The organism is Pseudomonadota bacterium, from assembly GCA_013285445.1.
Lineage (GTDB): Bacteria > Pseudomonadota > Gammaproteobacteria > Xanthomonadales > Wenzhouxiangellaceae > Wenzhouxiangella.
Genome location: CP053448.1, coordinates 800,331 through 815,354, shown reverse-complemented (window position 1 = coordinate 815,354; position 15,024 = coordinate 800,331). Strand labels below are relative to the sequence as shown.

Below are 15,024 nucleotides of genomic sequence, written 5' to 3'. Positions count from 1 at the left end.
CGGTGCGTTGGGTCAGTCGCAGGGCGGCGAAATGATTCCGATGTCTTCCGGCGCCAGTCCAACTGCCGTGAAGGTGCCAGTCGGCGCACCGGACTCGGTGGTAAAGACACACTGGAACTCTCCGACAACCGGCACGTCGCAATCAAACAGACTGATCTGGACAATGGCCTCGGCCAGGCCTTCTGAATCGGTCAGGCCAGGCTGATTGAGGATTCTCAGCACGCCACCAGCGGGGTCGTCGCATTCACCGCTCAGGGGCACCGAAGAAATCGGGTTGCCGCTGGCGTCGGTGAGCCGAAGAATCAGGCGGATATTGATCGGACCCTGAACATTGTCCACGACCCGTGACGGCGTCACCGACAGTGCCGCACTGCCCGGGGCAACCACGGTGACCGTATCCTGGGCACTGCCAACGAAGAAGACGATGATCAGATCGTCCTCGTCGGGGATCAGACCCTGAGTGGTCAGTTCGGTCACGACACAGCCGTTGCCGCTGGTCGCGTTGGCGGTCTGGTCAGAGCCGACACCGAGCGGGACACCGTCGATCGCGGCACTGCCGGTGCCGCCGCCAACCGCAGCATTGATAAACACGCCATTGATGGGAGTACCGATACCATCGCGCAGGCACAGGGTGATATTGACCGACTGGTTGCCGGCAACCTGGTTGGGCGTGGCAGTCAGCTGCAGCGGGGCAATTCCGGGGAACACCATCGATTCCACCTCTGCGACGGTCTTGGTGTCCTGATCGAACTCCTGGCGCGTGCCCTGGGTCCACAGCACGATCGGTCGACCGACCGCATCGATGGGATAGGTCAGCTGCACCGAGCCGCGGCCGTCCTCGCCGAGGTTGACCAGTTCATCGATCACGCCAACCCGGGAGCGTCCGATCACCCAGGGGATGACGGCTCCGTCGTCGACGATCTGACCCGTCGCATTGTTGGGGTTGAACGCTTCGGTGACCAGCAGCGTGTCTTCGTCGACGACCGAGTCGACGATTCGCGATGCCTCATGCTCACGATTACCGGCCACTGACTTGCCGAACAGGGCCAGCGTATCGCCCGGCTCGACGGCTTCCTCGGCAAAGTCGAGATCATCCAGGAACCCTTCGGTCGTATCAAGCGCGTCGAACAGGAAGCCGGCTTCTTCCGGATCCCCTTCGATACCCGAGAAGACGAAGAACGGTGGATTGTCCGGCGTCAACGGCGCATCGATCTTGCCGAAGTTGACCTGCGTGCCCGGCAGGACCGGGTTGCCGACCTTGTCCGAACCCTGGGCGGTAATGGTCAGCGAATAGGTACCGTCCGGATCCGGCGGCACCAGAATCCCGGTATCGGGGTCGCGGATCGGCTCCTGATCGGTGTCGATACCGGTCGTGACACGATTGATACGAATGGCGTTGAGAATCGGGTTGACCAGCTCGACGCTGAACAGGCGACCATCACCCACGGCAATGGTGGTTTCCGCGGTGAGGGGATCCAGGAGATCGTTATCGACATTATTGTCGGCACGATCAACGGTGGCCACGATCCGGTGGGTGCCGGTCTCGGTGCCGGCCTGCAGCGAGAATTCGGCAATGCCATTGACCGTCTGGACGGCAATCTCTTCGCCATTGACCGAGCCTTCAGCGCCAGTGCCGGACAGCCGTGCGCCGCTGCCCTCCGGGGCGTCCAGGGTCAGCACGACGTTGTTGTAGCTGAACCCGTTTCCTTCCGGGTTCGGCACTGCGTTGTCGCCAGCATCGCTGACCAGCAGTTGCATGGGTTTGGCCGTCGCACCTCCCGAACCCTGGATGTAGACCGGGTCGGTGCCGATGATGTAGTCCAGCTGCGCCGGCAGGAAGTTGGCGGCACCATCAACCACCTCGACGTTGAACCGGGCCGAGAACAACTCACCAGTCCCTGCATCCGTTGCCGTGACCGTTACAACCGCCTCGCCGGGCAAATCGAAGCTGTGAATGAAGATGGTCGAAACCCCGGCGGTCATCCCAACCGGAGCACTGCCCATGAGTACCACAAATTCGTTGACATCCTCGGTCTCGGGATCGTCCAGCGTCGAGAATGCGGCCACATTGACCGGGGCAATGGCCACCGCAATCTCACTTTCAGCCACCTGGCCGGGTTGACCGTCTGGCCCGAGATATTCGATCGTCAGCTCATTGATGAACGGCGACCCGAAGAACGGCGCCACGCCATCCTCGTTGCTCGGCAGCGTGGCGGGACCACTGACGCGCAAGCGTGACTCGTCTGCCTCGTTGGGCAATATCGTCAGCGATACCGGATCGCTGAGGATGGCCTCGCCGCTGTCGCCATCCGTACTGGCCACCAGCACGATGGATCCGGTCTCCCGACCGGCGGTAAAGATGAACCGGGCAGTCCCTGCCTGGGTCTGCGTCTCGGCCGAGGCACTGGTTTCGAGGGGATCCTCAAACGTTGAGACCACACCCTTGCTGGCATCGTCGACGCCTATGACCACCGAAGTGCCGTCGGCAACCGGGTTGCCGTCAGCACCGATGACGCTGACGTTGAGCTGAGTGGAGAACTGGCTGTTGACCGATGGCTGGATATCGAGCACGTTGGCCGGCAGTTCCGCCTCAACGGCGCTGATCGAGATTCGGTCCGAACCGCCATCAAACGGCACAATCTGGATGACCAGGGGTTGGCTGGTTATGGCACCGCCGCCCTGGTCGTCCGGGCTCGAGGCCGTCAACGCCACGGGGCCGGTATTGCTTCCGGAAGTCACCAGGAAGCGGGCAAAGCCGCCGCTGACTGTCGCAACGGCGTCGGCCCCGGCCTGCAGGACGTTGCTGAGAGGCGACACCATCGCCCGGCCGGCATTGTCGACGCCCAGATTGACCTGGGTGCCGTCGGCGGCCACATCGCCTGCGGAGTTGAGCACTTTCACATTGATCTGGGTCGAAAACTGGCTGTCGGGCGCCGGCTGGAAGCCCAGAATGTTCTGAGGTAGCTCGCTGTCGTTGATCGTCAGGGTGACACGCTCCGAGTCGTCGCTTGCCTCGACCACCTGAATCGTGATGCTGCTCGATATGCTGCCGCTGCCGCTGGGGTTGGAGGCCGAGGCGGAAAGATTGACGCTGCCGGTCTGGGCACCGCTGGTAAAGAAGAACCGCGCGACCCCTCCGGACGTCGATGATGATGCCGTGCTGCCGGTTTGATTGGGTGTGCTGGTCGAAGATACGACGCCGCGCGCATTGTTGCTGGACGACAGCGTCACCGATGTGCCGTCAGTGACGATCGTGCCGTCGGCACGGGTAAAGCGAACACTGACCTCAATGGTGAAATCCCGGTCAGGATTCGGCTGGAAACCCTGCGGATTGGCCGGCACCTGACTCGTTTCGACCGTGATCGCCAATCGTGCCGTTCCGCCGGTTTCGAAGCTGCCGGACGAACTACCGCCGCACGCGGCGACAATCAGGGCGCTGGCAACCAGAATTCCGTACTTGAGTGCTTTCATGAATGAATACCCCGACAAATGTTTAATTGACTCGCAAAATTTCTGGCATTGATGATGTTCCGCATCATTCCGACGTCACTCGTTCGTCCAGTATCGAGGGCGTGACGAAAATCAGCAGTTCGCGTTTCTCATCGGCCGTGCTCCGCTGGCGGAACAACCGCCCCAGCACGGGCACATCGCCGAGCACCGGCACTTTTTGCTCCTGGAAGTTCCGCTCCTCCTGGAATATACCGCCAAGGACGACGGTCTGCCCGTTATCCACGAGAATTCGCGTGTTGAGTTCACGTGTGTCAATCGACGGGATGAAGCCGCCACGTCCGTTGGGAAAGAGCTCGCCAACGGTATCCTGCTTGACGTTGAGCTTAAGCTGTATGCGGTTGTCCGGCGTGATCAGCGGGGTCGTGCGCAATTCCAGTACCGCATCCTTGAATTCCACGTTGATGGCACCGGCCAGCGACCCGCCCTGGGTCGACTCGAACGGGATCTCCACACCCTGCAGCACGTAGGCCTCGGCCTGGTTGGCAGTGATCACCCTGGGCGTCGAAATGATCTCTCCGCGCCCTTCGCTTTCAAGCGCGCTCAGTTCAAGGTCGAGCAGCAGATCGGCCGCCAGTACGCTGAACCCGATGCTGCCGGTGGGATTGGAGACCGGCATGTTGACGTTCAGGCGATCGCTGAGCGAGGGCAGCCCGATGGGCGTGCTCGAGCCGCGGTCGTTGCGGCGGTTGGCCAACCCGTCACGAATCATCTGATCGGTCGCCTCGGAACTCGATGACAGGGTGTAGAGATTGCCCCGCGAATCCTGTCGCGCTCCCGTCACGCCGAAGCGCACCCCGAGTTCGTGGTTGAAATCGCTGCGCGCGATCACGATGCGCGATTCGATCAGCACCTGACGCACCGGTCGATCCAGCTCGGCGACCAGCTCGCGCACGCCGTTGATCTGATCGGTCGTATCACTGATCAGCAAGGTGTTGGTTCTCCGGTCGATCGAGACCGAACCCCGGTCGGACAGCAGACTGGTTCCGGAGGCATCCTCGCCCTGCGAGGCCGATTGAATCAGCGCCGCCATCTCTTCAGCATCGGCATAGCTCAGCGGAATGATGGCCGTCTGCAGCGGTTCGAGCGTCTGGCGCTCGGCGCGCGCGCGCAGAATCTGCTGCTCGCGCTCGGCGATTTCGCGCACCGGAGCAACCCAGATCACGTTGCCGGAACGGCGCATATCGAGATTCTTGGTTTCCAGCACGATGTCGAGTGCCTGGTCCCAGGGTACGTTGGTCAGGCGCAGCGTCAGGTTGCCGGACACCGAATCGGATACCACGATATTGAGATTGGAGACATCGGCAATCAGGGCCAGCACCGAGCGGACCTGAATGTCCTGGAAGTTGAGCGTGATGCGCGAACCCTCGTACTCGCGTTCCTCGAAAAAGGTCAGCTCACGATCAGCCGGTCGTTCTTCCTGAGCCGGGCGCGCCACCTCGACAACCAGCTGCCCGTCGGACTGGTAGGCCAGGTGCTCGAAGGCACCGGCGACATCCAGATTGACGCGCACGTTTTCACCGCGCTGTTCCGGCGTGATCATCTGAACCGGCGTGGCAAAATCCGAAACATCGAGTCGCTGGTACAGATTCTCGGGCAGGCGGGTGTTGAACAGATCCACCCGCAGCCCGCCAGTGCGCTCGTTGACCGACATGTTGACGCCGGGCTGATCCAGATTGACGAACACGCGGCTCTCACCGTTCTCGCCCCGCCGGAAATCAAATCCCGTGACCTGGTGCTGACCGGAACCGGTAGAACGGACCGACGCGACCCGCCCCGCAGAGGCCGAACCCGTGTCGACGATCAGCGCAATCCGGTTGCCTGTGACTTCGACTTCGTACGGCGCGGGACGCGCCATGTCGACCACCATACGCGTCCGTCCGCCGGCGCTCAGCGCCATATAGCTCTGGGCCGGACCGACTCCGACGGGCACCCGCCCGCCATCGACCGCCGATGTGGTATCCGGCAGTTCCAGCACGATCCGGGGCGGTTGCTCGGTCGTGAACACCGATGGATTGGCCGCCTCGCCATCCAGGCTGATCAGGAATCGAACCTCTCCCGAACTGCTTTCCACCTGGATATCGGTCACCTCCGCGGCCTGGGCCACCGAGACCATCCAGAACAGCCCCACCATAAGCGTGACCGCTTTGCTACCGCTGTTCATCATCCATCTCCCGTTCATCGCCCAAGAAGAGTTCATCATGATGTTCAATTCCTTGCCGGTTCTTCAGTATTCGTCATTCGGCCATGGTTACGCGCACACGGCGTTCCATCCAGTTGCCACGGCCATCCTGGACCAGCTCGCGCACTTCCACCCGGTCGGGCTGAACCGCCACAACAAGTCCGTGATTCTGCCCCATGTAATTGCCCTCGCGTACGCGATGAACAACGCTTTCGTTATCCTGAATCAGCGCATACTCTGCGCCTTCGATTTCCAGAGTGCCAACCATCGACAGCGTGTCGAGCGGAAAGCCCTCCAGGTATTCCTTGCGCCGATCGGGGTCGGGCCGCGGACCCTGGCCTTCGCCCTCATCGACCGATTCCTCGTCTTCCTCGTCCGCGGCTGTCGTCTGACGCTGAAACGGATCCCGCTCCTCCATGGCCTCGTAGGCCACCACCTCGGCAGTTCGAATCGGCGGAATGGGTTCAATGCCCTGCGCGGGGCGCTGTCGCATTTCCTCAACCCAGTCGCGCAGGTCGCTCATGCCCCGTTCACAGCCGGCCAGCACCAGCGTCAGGGCCAGACAGCCCAGAATATGCGTCATGCGCATCATTGGCTCCCTCCTGTCGCGGCTGCCATGCCCTCAGCTTCCGACTGGTCCAGGTAACGGTAGGTCGTTACCACGCCCTCCAGGCGCAAACGGCCGGAGCCACCTTCGATCGGCACCAGGGAAATATCGCGCATCGTGAGAATCACCACGCGTGAAAGCGAGGCGACGGCGCTGACAAAGTTTCCGAACTGGTGATAGGTGCCCACCATGCGGACATTGATCGGCTGTTCTGCATAGAAGTCGCGCATGACCTCCGCGCGCGGCTCGAACAACTCGTTGTCGATGCCCGCCCCTAGAGCGGTCTGCGAAATATCGATCAGCAGTTCCGGCATTTCGGTTTTCGACGGCAGCTGGCGAAGCATGACCTCGAGCATCTCTTCCATCTGCGCGAGCTGCTCCTCATAGGCCGGCAGGTTGGCAGCCTTTTGCTGCTTGACCCGAAACTCCTGCTTGAGCTCCTCTTCCACGCCGACGCGCGACTCCAGGGTCTCGCGCTGGTCCTTGATGATGTACCAGTAGCCGCCGGCAAGGATCAGGACCACCACGATCGCCAGCAGAAACGCCTTGACGCCCGTCGACGCGGAACCGATATTGTTGAAATCGAGATCTCTGAGTTCCGAAAGATCCATGACGTCAAGACTCCTCGTTCTCGTCTTCAACCACGTTCGGCGAGGCCACGCGTGCCCTGAGCTCGAACCGGAACGGCTGTTCGCTTTCGTCAACGGCCTCGATAATCCGTAGATCCGGGTCGTGCAGCCACTCGGCCCGTTCGATGTTGCGCATGTAATCCGAGACCCTGGTTTCCGACTGGGTCACGCCCTCGATCGTCAGCTGTTCACCGGTCTGACGCACCGAGGTCAGGCGGATACCTTCGGGCACGGTCTGCGCCAGATAGTTGAACAGGTGAACCATCATCGAGCGGTTTTCCTGCAGCCGTTCGATGACGTTCTTGCGCGCCAGCAGGTTGTCTCGCACCTGCTCGAGCTCCTCGATACTGGCGATATCGCGATCGAGCTTGGTGATTTCGGCGCGCAGGAAGTTGTTACGCGCTTCCTGGGCCGATATCTGGCGGCCGAACAGGTGACTGACCAGAAAGACCACCGCAATGGCCAGTACCGCCGTCCCGATCAGTGCACCGATGAAGTTGCGCTGTCTTTCCTGTCGGAGATTTTCCCGCCAGGGCAATAGGTTGATTCTGGCCATCAGTCGAATCCCCGCAAAGCAAGTCCACAGGCTGTTGTCAGAGCCGGACGAACGCGCTCCAGACGAGCCGCGTCGATGCTTGGCGCCAGCCGCAGCCCCTCGATCGGGTCGGCCATCTCGCAGGAAATGCCCACCTCATCGCCAACCGCCTCGGCCAGGCCCGGCGTCAGCGCCGCACCTCCGGTCAGAAACAGCGTGCTGATTCCGGTGTAATCGCTCGACGAGGAATAGAACTGCAGCGCCCGGTTGATCTGCTGGATCACGTTCTGGCGAAACGGCTCGAGCAGTTCATCCTCGAACCCGGCCGGCGGTGTCTCTCCGCGCTGCAGGAAATTGGCCTGTTCGGCGTCCATGCCGTAGCGCCGCATGCACTCCTCGGTCAGTTCCTGGCCACCAAAGGCATGCTCGCGGCTGTAGATGCCGCGGCCGCCCCGAAGCGCAATCAGCGTGGACGTCGAAGCGCCCATGTTCAGGACCGCGATCGCCTCGTTTTCGTCGATACCGACGCGACGGCGCACCAGCTCGAACGCGTTGGCGATGGCATAGGACTCGACGTCGACGACGCGAACAGTCAGCCCGGCCAGGTCGCCCACTTCCCGACAGCGGTCAACATGTTCAGTCTTGGACGCTGCCAGCAGCACCTCGGTCAGATCTGCATTGCGCGCGGACGGACCCAGCACCTCGAAATCCAGACTCACTTCCTCGCGCGGATAAGGAATGTACTGCCCGGCCTCGACTTCGATCTGCGCCTCGATATCGTCATCTGACAAATCGGCCGGCAGATTGATCACCTTGGTGATGACCGCCGAGCCGCTGACGGCCAGGGCGCAGGCCTTGGCCTTGCTGCCGGAACGCTTGACCGCACGCTTGACGGCTTCGGCAACGCGCTCGATATCGGCAATATTGCCTTCGCTGATCGCGCCTTCGGGCATGGTTTCGACGGCATACGCCTCGACCCGGTAGCCGGAACCACCGTTTCCGAGCTGCAGCACCTTGATGCTGCTGGAGCCGATATCCACGCCCAGCAACGGCGGCGGCGCCGCTCCCAACAGCTTTCTCAACAGTTCGCTCATCGTTATTGCTTGCGCCCTCTGTTCGGCATTGCCAATCGCCGGTTTCACTCGTCCTTGCCCAGAGCCCGGCAGCACCCCTTGTCTGGCCGGGCCGACACAGTATAGGACTGTGCTACCCTCTTCTCCAAGCCCTGGCCCGGAATGCGTGCCGGGGCACTTTTGACTCTGCGTCACGTCCAAGACGTGAGTCAACCCGACTTGTCAGTGCCTACATTTACCATAACTCATGGTTCGAATAAAGCCTTTAATAGTTTTTTCTATCCGTCTGTTTTTTCTGTTGTTCGCATTGGCATGTATCGGCGTCCTCGTGATTTGGCTGACAATCGTGCCCTCGCTGCCGTCCGTCGAGTCCCTGCGGGACGTGCAGCTGCAGGTACCACTGCGCATCTACTCAGCCGACAGCCAGCTGATGGCCGAGATCGGCGAGCAGCGCCGCCAGCCGGTCACCCTCGACGAAATCCCATCGACACTCAAGCTGGCTTTTCTGGCTGCCGAGGACGATCGCTTCTACAGCCACCCGGGGATCGACTGGCGCGGCACGATGCGGGCCGTCTGGCTGTACGCGCTGAGCATGGGCCGAGGACGCGTGCCCGGGGGCAGCACCATTACCCAGCAGGTCGCGCGCCGATTCTTTCTGTCGACCGACTACACCATTACCCGCAAGCTGCGCGAAATGCTGCTGGCGCTGAGAATCGAACGCGAACTTGACAAGGACGACATTCTCGAGCTCTATCTCAACAAGGAATTCCTCGGCCACCGCGCCTATGGTGTGGCCGCCGCCGCTCAGGTCTATTACGGCAAGCCGCTCGAGGCCCTGACCCTGGCCGAAGCCGCCATGATCGCCGGACTGCCCAAGGCACCGTCGCGCGACAATCCCATCACCAATCCACAACGAGCCATGGTTCGGCGCAACTGGATTCTGGAGCGAATGCGACACCTCGGTCACATCGACGAGATTCAGTACCGGCAAGCACGGACTGCGCCGAACACCGCCAGTTACCACGGCCCGAAAGTTCAGCTCGACGCGCCCTGGATCGCCGAAATGGCACGCCAGGAAACGGTTGACCGGTTTGGCAGCAACACCGCCTACTCGGCCGGACTGACCGTCTGGACGACGATTGACTCACGGCTGCAGCGCAGCGCCGATCGAACGGTGCGCAATGGGCTGCTTGCCTATGATCGTCGCCACGGCTGGCGCGGCCCGGAGCAGCGCGCCTTCATCGCGCCCGAACTGATTGAGGATGGTTGGCAGGAAGCGCTTGGCGAGCGCCTTTCGGAAATTCGCAGTGTGGCCGGTCTGATGCCGGCGGTGGTGCTCGAAACGACGCCGGAACAAGCCGTGCTGGTCACCGGCGAGGACGAGCAGGTTACGCTGACGCTGGAAGATCTGACCTGGGCACGACCGTTTGTCGATCGTGACTCCGTCGGTGCCGAACCGGATGCCGTCTCCGGCATGCTGGAGCCCGGGGACCTGGTCCGCGTGTATCGGCATGACGAGCAGTGGCAACTGGCCCAGCTGCCGGAAGCCGAAGCCGCCCTGGTCGCGCTGGAAGCCGATACCGGCGCCATTCTGGCAATGATCGGAGGCCTGGACTTCACGCTCAGCCAGTTCAACCGCGCAACCCAGAGCCGGCGCCAGCCCGGTTCGGCGTTCAAGCCGTTCATCTATGCTGCAGCGCTCGACCACGGCTTTACGCCCGCTTCACTGGTCAACGACGCACCGGTCGTGTTCGACGATCCGTCCATGGAACGAGTGTGGAAACCAACCAACTTCTCGCGTCGTTTTTTTGGGCCGACCAGACTGCGCGAGGCCATGATCCATTCGCGCAACCTGGTCAGCGTCCGCCTGCTCATGGCGATGGGCGTCGATCAGGGGCGCGATTACGTAACCCGCTTCGGATTTCAGCGCGAGGATCTGCCTGCCGGACCCTCCCTGGCGCTTGGCTCTGCCTCGATGACGCCACTGCGACTGGCTGCCGCCTACGCCATCTTCGCCAACGGCGGCCATGCCGTTCCCCCCCGCTTTCTCTACAGCATCCGCGATGCTGATGGCGAGGCGCTCCACGAGCCCCAATGGCGCACGGTCTGTCGGCGCTGCCCGCCCATCCCGCCCCCGACCGCACCTGCGCCAGAGGCGGGTCCGACCCCCGAGGCGACGCAGCCGGCGCTGCGTCGCCTGCAGCCGGAAACACCGGCCGATGCCAATATCGACGAACAGCCGCTGATCGGGCCACCGAGACCGCAGCATGCCGAACGGGTCATCAGCCCGCAGACCGTCTGGCTGATCGACTCCATGCTGGCGGACGTCGTTCGCCGCGGCACCGGTCGGCGGGCGCTGGCGCTGGAACGCAATGACCTGGCCGGCAAGACCGGCACCACCAACGATCAGCGCGACACCTGGTTTTCGGGCTATGCCGGCGGCATCGTGACCACCGTCTGGCTCGGCATGGACGACAATCAATCGCTGGGACGCCAGGAACAGGGCGGACGCACGGCGCTGCCGCTGTGGGTGGAGTTCATGGCGACCGCGCTCGAGGGACGTCCGGAAACCCGCCAGCCGGCGCCGGTTGGCATCACACGCGCACCGATCAATCCTGAAACCGGGTTGCGCACCCGTCCCGACACCCCGGGCGCCATCCAGGAGTGGTTCCACAGCGACAACCTGCCACCGCTCGAATCGGCCGGCAACACCCAAACCCAGACAGACCCCTACGAGATCTTCTGACCGATATGGCTTCCCGGCAAGCATCGAAGACCAGCCGGCTGCGCCGCGAAGTGGCCGCCGAGGCCGCCCGCATCATGGCCACCGAAGGACAGCGCAGCTTTCTGGCCGCCAAGCAGAAAGCCGCGCGTCGCATGGGCATTTCACCGCGCGCAGGCCTGCCGTCCAACAGCGAGGTGGATCAGGCGCTGCGCGACTGGCAACAGCTCTACGGTGGCGACGCGCATGCCGCCAATCTCTATGAGCTGCGCCGTTCTGCCCTGTCGGCCATGCGCCTGTTTGAGTCGTTCCGGCCGCGTCTGGTCGGCCCGGTGCTCGACGGCACCGCCGACGAGCACTCGCGAATCAGTCTGCACGTGTTCGCCGACGATCCTGACGCGGTGGTTCGGTTTTTGATCGAACGCCACCTGCCGTTCCAGCAGGAAAGCCGGCGCATCCGCTGGCACGATGGCTGCCACCGCGAGGTCGATGTACTGGTCATCGAAGGCGGCGGAAGCACGGTTGAGCTTTTGCAGATGATCGGACGCGACGCCCTGCAGGCCCCGCCCAGCCCGGTCGACGGCCGCAGCCAGCGCCGTATGGCGGCATCGGAGCTCGAGCGCCTGCTGGCGAGCTCAGACCAGGCGCCGGGGACCTGAGCCGGTTCAGGATGGATTCATGCCGATGGTGTAGGCTGTCTATCATGATCAGACCAACTGTCATCGCGAAACTGCTGCTGGCCTGCTCAGCTCTGGCCGTGCTGAGCGGCTGTGTGACCTACTACCAGTACCCGTCCGGGGACGGCGTCTATTACGAGCGCGGCCATACTTCCGGCCGGGTGTCGACAAGCGTATCACTCAACCCGGCGCTGTATCCCTACTGGTCTCTGGATTATTTCTATTTCAGCCGGCACTATCATCCCTATTCGGTTGCGGTTCACTACTACGATCCCTGGTATTACCCCTATCCGGGCTGGTACTACGGCCATCGACCGATTCGCACCACCGTGGGCATCCGTTTCGGCTACAGCTATCCCTGGCATCGCTACGCACACCACTACGACCGCCCGTGGCGGTGGTCTGGATACCTCACGTACCGATACCGGCATGTCGGCCGTCATGACGCCCACACTCGCGTCCGCCAGATCGATCAGCGGCTGTACGCACTCGAGCGGCGGCAATCGCTGACCGCACGCAGTCAGCGGCCGGATCGCGCTGCGCGCCGCTGGTCGTCGTCCCGGCTGCCGGCCGCATCCCGGCAGCCCGACCTGCGCCAGCAGTCGATTCGCGGCGCGAGCCGGGCCAGCTCGCGTTCGGACGTCCGGCAGCGAGCCGCCAGCCGACGCAGTGCGCCGGCAGCGCGTTCGACGCCGCGACTCGAACGCCAGCGGCAATCGCCATCGTCGGCACGATTCAACCAGCCGCGCCGCGCCAGGCAGCCAGTCAGCGAAGCGCCGCGCATGCCGACCATCCGGCTGCGTGACGTCACCCGCCGGGTCGAGAGCCCCCCCTTCGATGGCAGACAGACCACGGCAACGGGCGGTGCCCCGATTCGACCCCGCGGCTTCCCGTCAAGCGCCGGAGGCCGCGCGCCGGCGCGCGCCATCAAGCGATCACGCCAGCGCGCCGCCGGCTGGCCGAATACAGCCGCCGATCCAGCAGCACGAGCGTCCCCGCAGCTCGGGGACCATCCCGTCGCGCAGCGAATCGGGGCGATCCGGGCGGCGATCATCCATCGACCGATCGAGCCCGCGGCAAACAAGCCCGAACAGGCGAGACGGCTCAGGTCAGCGCGATCGCTGAGACGCACCACCTTTCCCCGGATCCCCGGCGGGGGATAAAATAGTGGCTCTCCAAAGGCTTGCAGTACAGCATGCGGTTTTCCGAGTCGTTTGATGTCATCGTGATCGGTGGCGGCCACGCCGGCACCGAAGCCGCGCTCGCCGCGGCGCGGGCGGGGGTGCGCACACTGCTGGTCACGCACAGTATCGAGACGGTCGGGCAGATGAGCTGCAACCCGGCCATAGGCGGCATCGGCAAGGGCCACCTGGTCAGGGAGATCGATGCGCTCGGCGGCACCATGGCGCAAGCCGCCGATGCCGCCGGCATTCAGTGGCGCCGGCTCAACGCGCGCAAGGGCCCGGCGGTGCGTGCCACGCGCGCCCAGGCCGACCGCGACCTCTACCGTCGCGCCATTCGCAGCGCCATCGCAACCCAGGCCAACCTCACCATTTTCCAGCAGCCGGTCGATGACCTGCGGGTCGAAGGCGAACGCGTCACTGGCGTGCGCACTGCCATGGGGCTGACCTTTGAGGCCGGCGCCGTGGTGCTGACCACCGGCACCTTCCTTGGCGGACGCATCCATATCGGCGAGACCCGGCTGGACGGCGGACGGGCTGGCGATGCGCCCGCCAACGCACTGGCTGCGCGCCTGCGCGAGCTGCCGTTTGCGGTTGACCGACTCAAGACCGGAACCCCGCCAAGACTGGACGGTCGCAGCATCGATTTCTCGCGTCTCGAAGAACAGCCGGGCGATGCGCATCGCCCGGTATTTTCATTCCTGGGCCGGCGCGAGCAGCACCCGCGCCAGGTGTCGTGCTTCATGACCCGCACTGCGGAGTCGACGCACGATATCATTCGCGCCAATCTCGACCGCTCGCCGATGTATTCCGGCCGCATCGAGAGCACCGGCCCGCGCTACTGTCCGTCGATCGAGGACAAGGTCGTGCGCTTTGCCGACAAGCCCTCCCACCAGATTTTTCTTGAACCGGAAGGTCTCGACGTCAACGAGTGGTATCCCAACGGCATATCGACCAGCCTGCCGTTCGATGTCCAGATCAAGCTGGTGCGCTCGATCGCCGGGCTGGAAAACGCGCATATTACCCGCCCGGGCTATGCCATCGAATACGACTTTTTCGACCCGCGGGACCTCCGGCCCAGCCTCGAGACACGCCATCTGCGGGGGCTGTTTCTTGCTGGACAGATCAACGGCACGACCGGCTACGAGGAGGCCGCCGCACAGGGGCTGCTGGCCGGGCTCAACGCGGCCCGGCAGGTGCAGGGTTTGGCGCCATGGACGCCGTCTCGTGACCAGGGCTACCTCGGCGTGCTCATCGATGACCTGATCACTCAAGGCGCGCCCGAACCCTATCGCATGTTCACCAGCCGGGCAGAATTCCGGCTGCATCTGCGCGAGGACAACGCCGACTTGCGGCTGACCGGAATCGGCCGCGATCTGGGACTGGTCGACGACACCCGCTGGTCTGCGTTCTGCCGCCGGCGCGAAGCCATCGAGGCGGAACTTGATCGCCTGCGCGGCCTGCGTATTGCGGCCGGATCGTCACTGGCCGAAATGGCCAGCGCCCGACTCGAGGTGCCGATTCGCAAGGACACGACCGCCGAGGAGCTGCTCAGACGTCCGGAACTGGACTACCGGCAGGTGATGGCCGTTGACGGTATCGGTCCCGGCGTCGAGCAGGACGATGTGGCCGAACAGGTTGCCATCCAGATCCGCTATGCCGGTTACCTCGAGCGTCAGCAGAACGAGATCGAGCGCCAGCGTCGCGCCGCCGGAGCGGTCATTCCGGAGGACTTCGACTACCGCCAGGTCAAGGGCCTGTCAGCCGAAATCACCGAGAAGCTCGAGCGCAGCCGACCGCATACCATCGACCAGGCCAGCCGCATTCCAGGCATGACCCCGGCGGCCATCTCCCAGCTACTGGTCTACCTCAAGCGCCATCGCTCGGCGGCCTGAGCGCCTGGCTGGGCGT

10 protein-coding genes are annotated in these 15,024 nt (G+C 63.5%); 4 read left to right on the top strand and 6 right to left on the bottom strand.

Annotation, left to right across the window (positions count from 1 at the left end; all coding sequences use genetic code 11):
* Nucleotides 1-12 precede the first annotated feature (12 nt).
* From HND55_03800 to HND55_03775, 6 genes are all read right to left on the bottom strand, one after another.
* Complete coding sequence (locus tag HND55_03800) at nucleotides 13-3,471, bottom strand: hypothetical protein (GenBank protein ID QKK01861.1); 3,459 nt, start codon at nucleotides 3,469-3,471, stop codon at nucleotides 13-15.
* Nucleotides 3,472-3,535: 64 nt separating this feature from the next.
* On the bottom strand, nucleotides 3,536-5,710 hold the full coding sequence (gene pilQ / locus HND55_03795; protein ID QKK01860.1) for a type IV pilus secretin PilQ: 2,175 nt from the start codon (nucleotides 5,708-5,710) through the stop codon (nucleotides 3,536-3,538).
* Between the two features lie 34 nt (nucleotides 5,711-5,744).
* A complete protein-coding gene (locus HND55_03790; protein ID QKK01859.1) occupies nucleotides 5,745-6,281 on the bottom strand; it encodes a pilus assembly protein PilP in 537 nt (178 codons plus the stop codon).
* Nucleotides 6,278-6,907, bottom strand: coding sequence for a type 4a pilus biogenesis protein PilO (gene pilO, locus HND55_03785; GenBank protein ID QKK01858.1), 630 nt, complete (start codon nucleotides 6,905-6,907; stop codon nucleotides 6,278-6,280). The genes HND55_03790 and pilO overlap by 4 nt, the downstream gene beginning before the upstream one ends.
* A 4-nt stretch (nucleotides 6,908-6,911) precedes the next feature.
* Nucleotides 6,912-7,481 carry a PilN domain-containing protein gene (locus HND55_03780; protein QKK01857.1) on the bottom strand — a complete coding sequence of 190 codons (570 nt, stop codon included), beginning with the start codon at nucleotides 7,479-7,481 and terminating at the stop codon, nucleotides 6,912-6,914.
* Nucleotides 7,481-8,554 (bottom strand): pilus assembly protein PilM, encoded by a 1,074-nt coding sequence (locus HND55_03775; protein ID QKK01856.1) that lies wholly within the window; start codon nucleotides 8,552-8,554, stop codon nucleotides 7,481-7,483. The genes HND55_03780 and HND55_03775 overlap by 1 nt, the downstream gene beginning before the upstream one ends.
* 226 nt (nucleotides 8,555-8,780) lie before the next feature.
* On the opposite strand from HND55_03775, the gene HND55_03770 reads away from it, so the two are divergent.
* Genes HND55_03770 through mnmG form a run of 4 tightly spaced genes read left to right on the top strand, consistent with a single transcriptional unit; the run spans nucleotide 8,781 to nucleotide 15,008 of the window.
* Nucleotides 8,781-11,279: a penicillin-binding protein 1A gene (locus tag HND55_03770; GenBank protein ID QKK01855.1), complete on the top strand. Its 2,499-nt coding sequence runs from the start codon at nucleotides 8,781-8,783 to the stop codon at nucleotides 11,277-11,279.
* Between the two features lie 5 nt (nucleotides 11,280-11,284).
* Complete coding sequence (locus HND55_03765) at nucleotides 11,285-11,914, top strand: hypothetical protein (GenBank protein QKK01854.1); 630 nt, start codon at nucleotides 11,285-11,287, stop codon at nucleotides 11,912-11,914.
* A 44-nt stretch (nucleotides 11,915-11,958) separates the two neighbouring features.
* On the top strand, nucleotides 11,959-13,095 hold the full coding sequence (locus tag HND55_03760) for a hypothetical protein (protein ID QKK01853.1): 1,137 nt from the start codon (nucleotides 11,959-11,961) through the stop codon (nucleotides 13,093-13,095).
* Nucleotides 13,096-13,127: 32 nt separating this feature from the next.
* Nucleotides 13,128-15,008, top strand: a complete 1,881-nt coding sequence (gene mnmG, locus HND55_03755; protein QKK01852.1) for a tRNA uridine-5-carboxymethylaminomethyl(34) synthesis enzyme MnmG — start codon at nucleotides 13,128-13,130, stop codon at nucleotides 15,006-15,008.
* Nucleotides 15,009-15,024 lie beyond the last annotated feature (16 nt).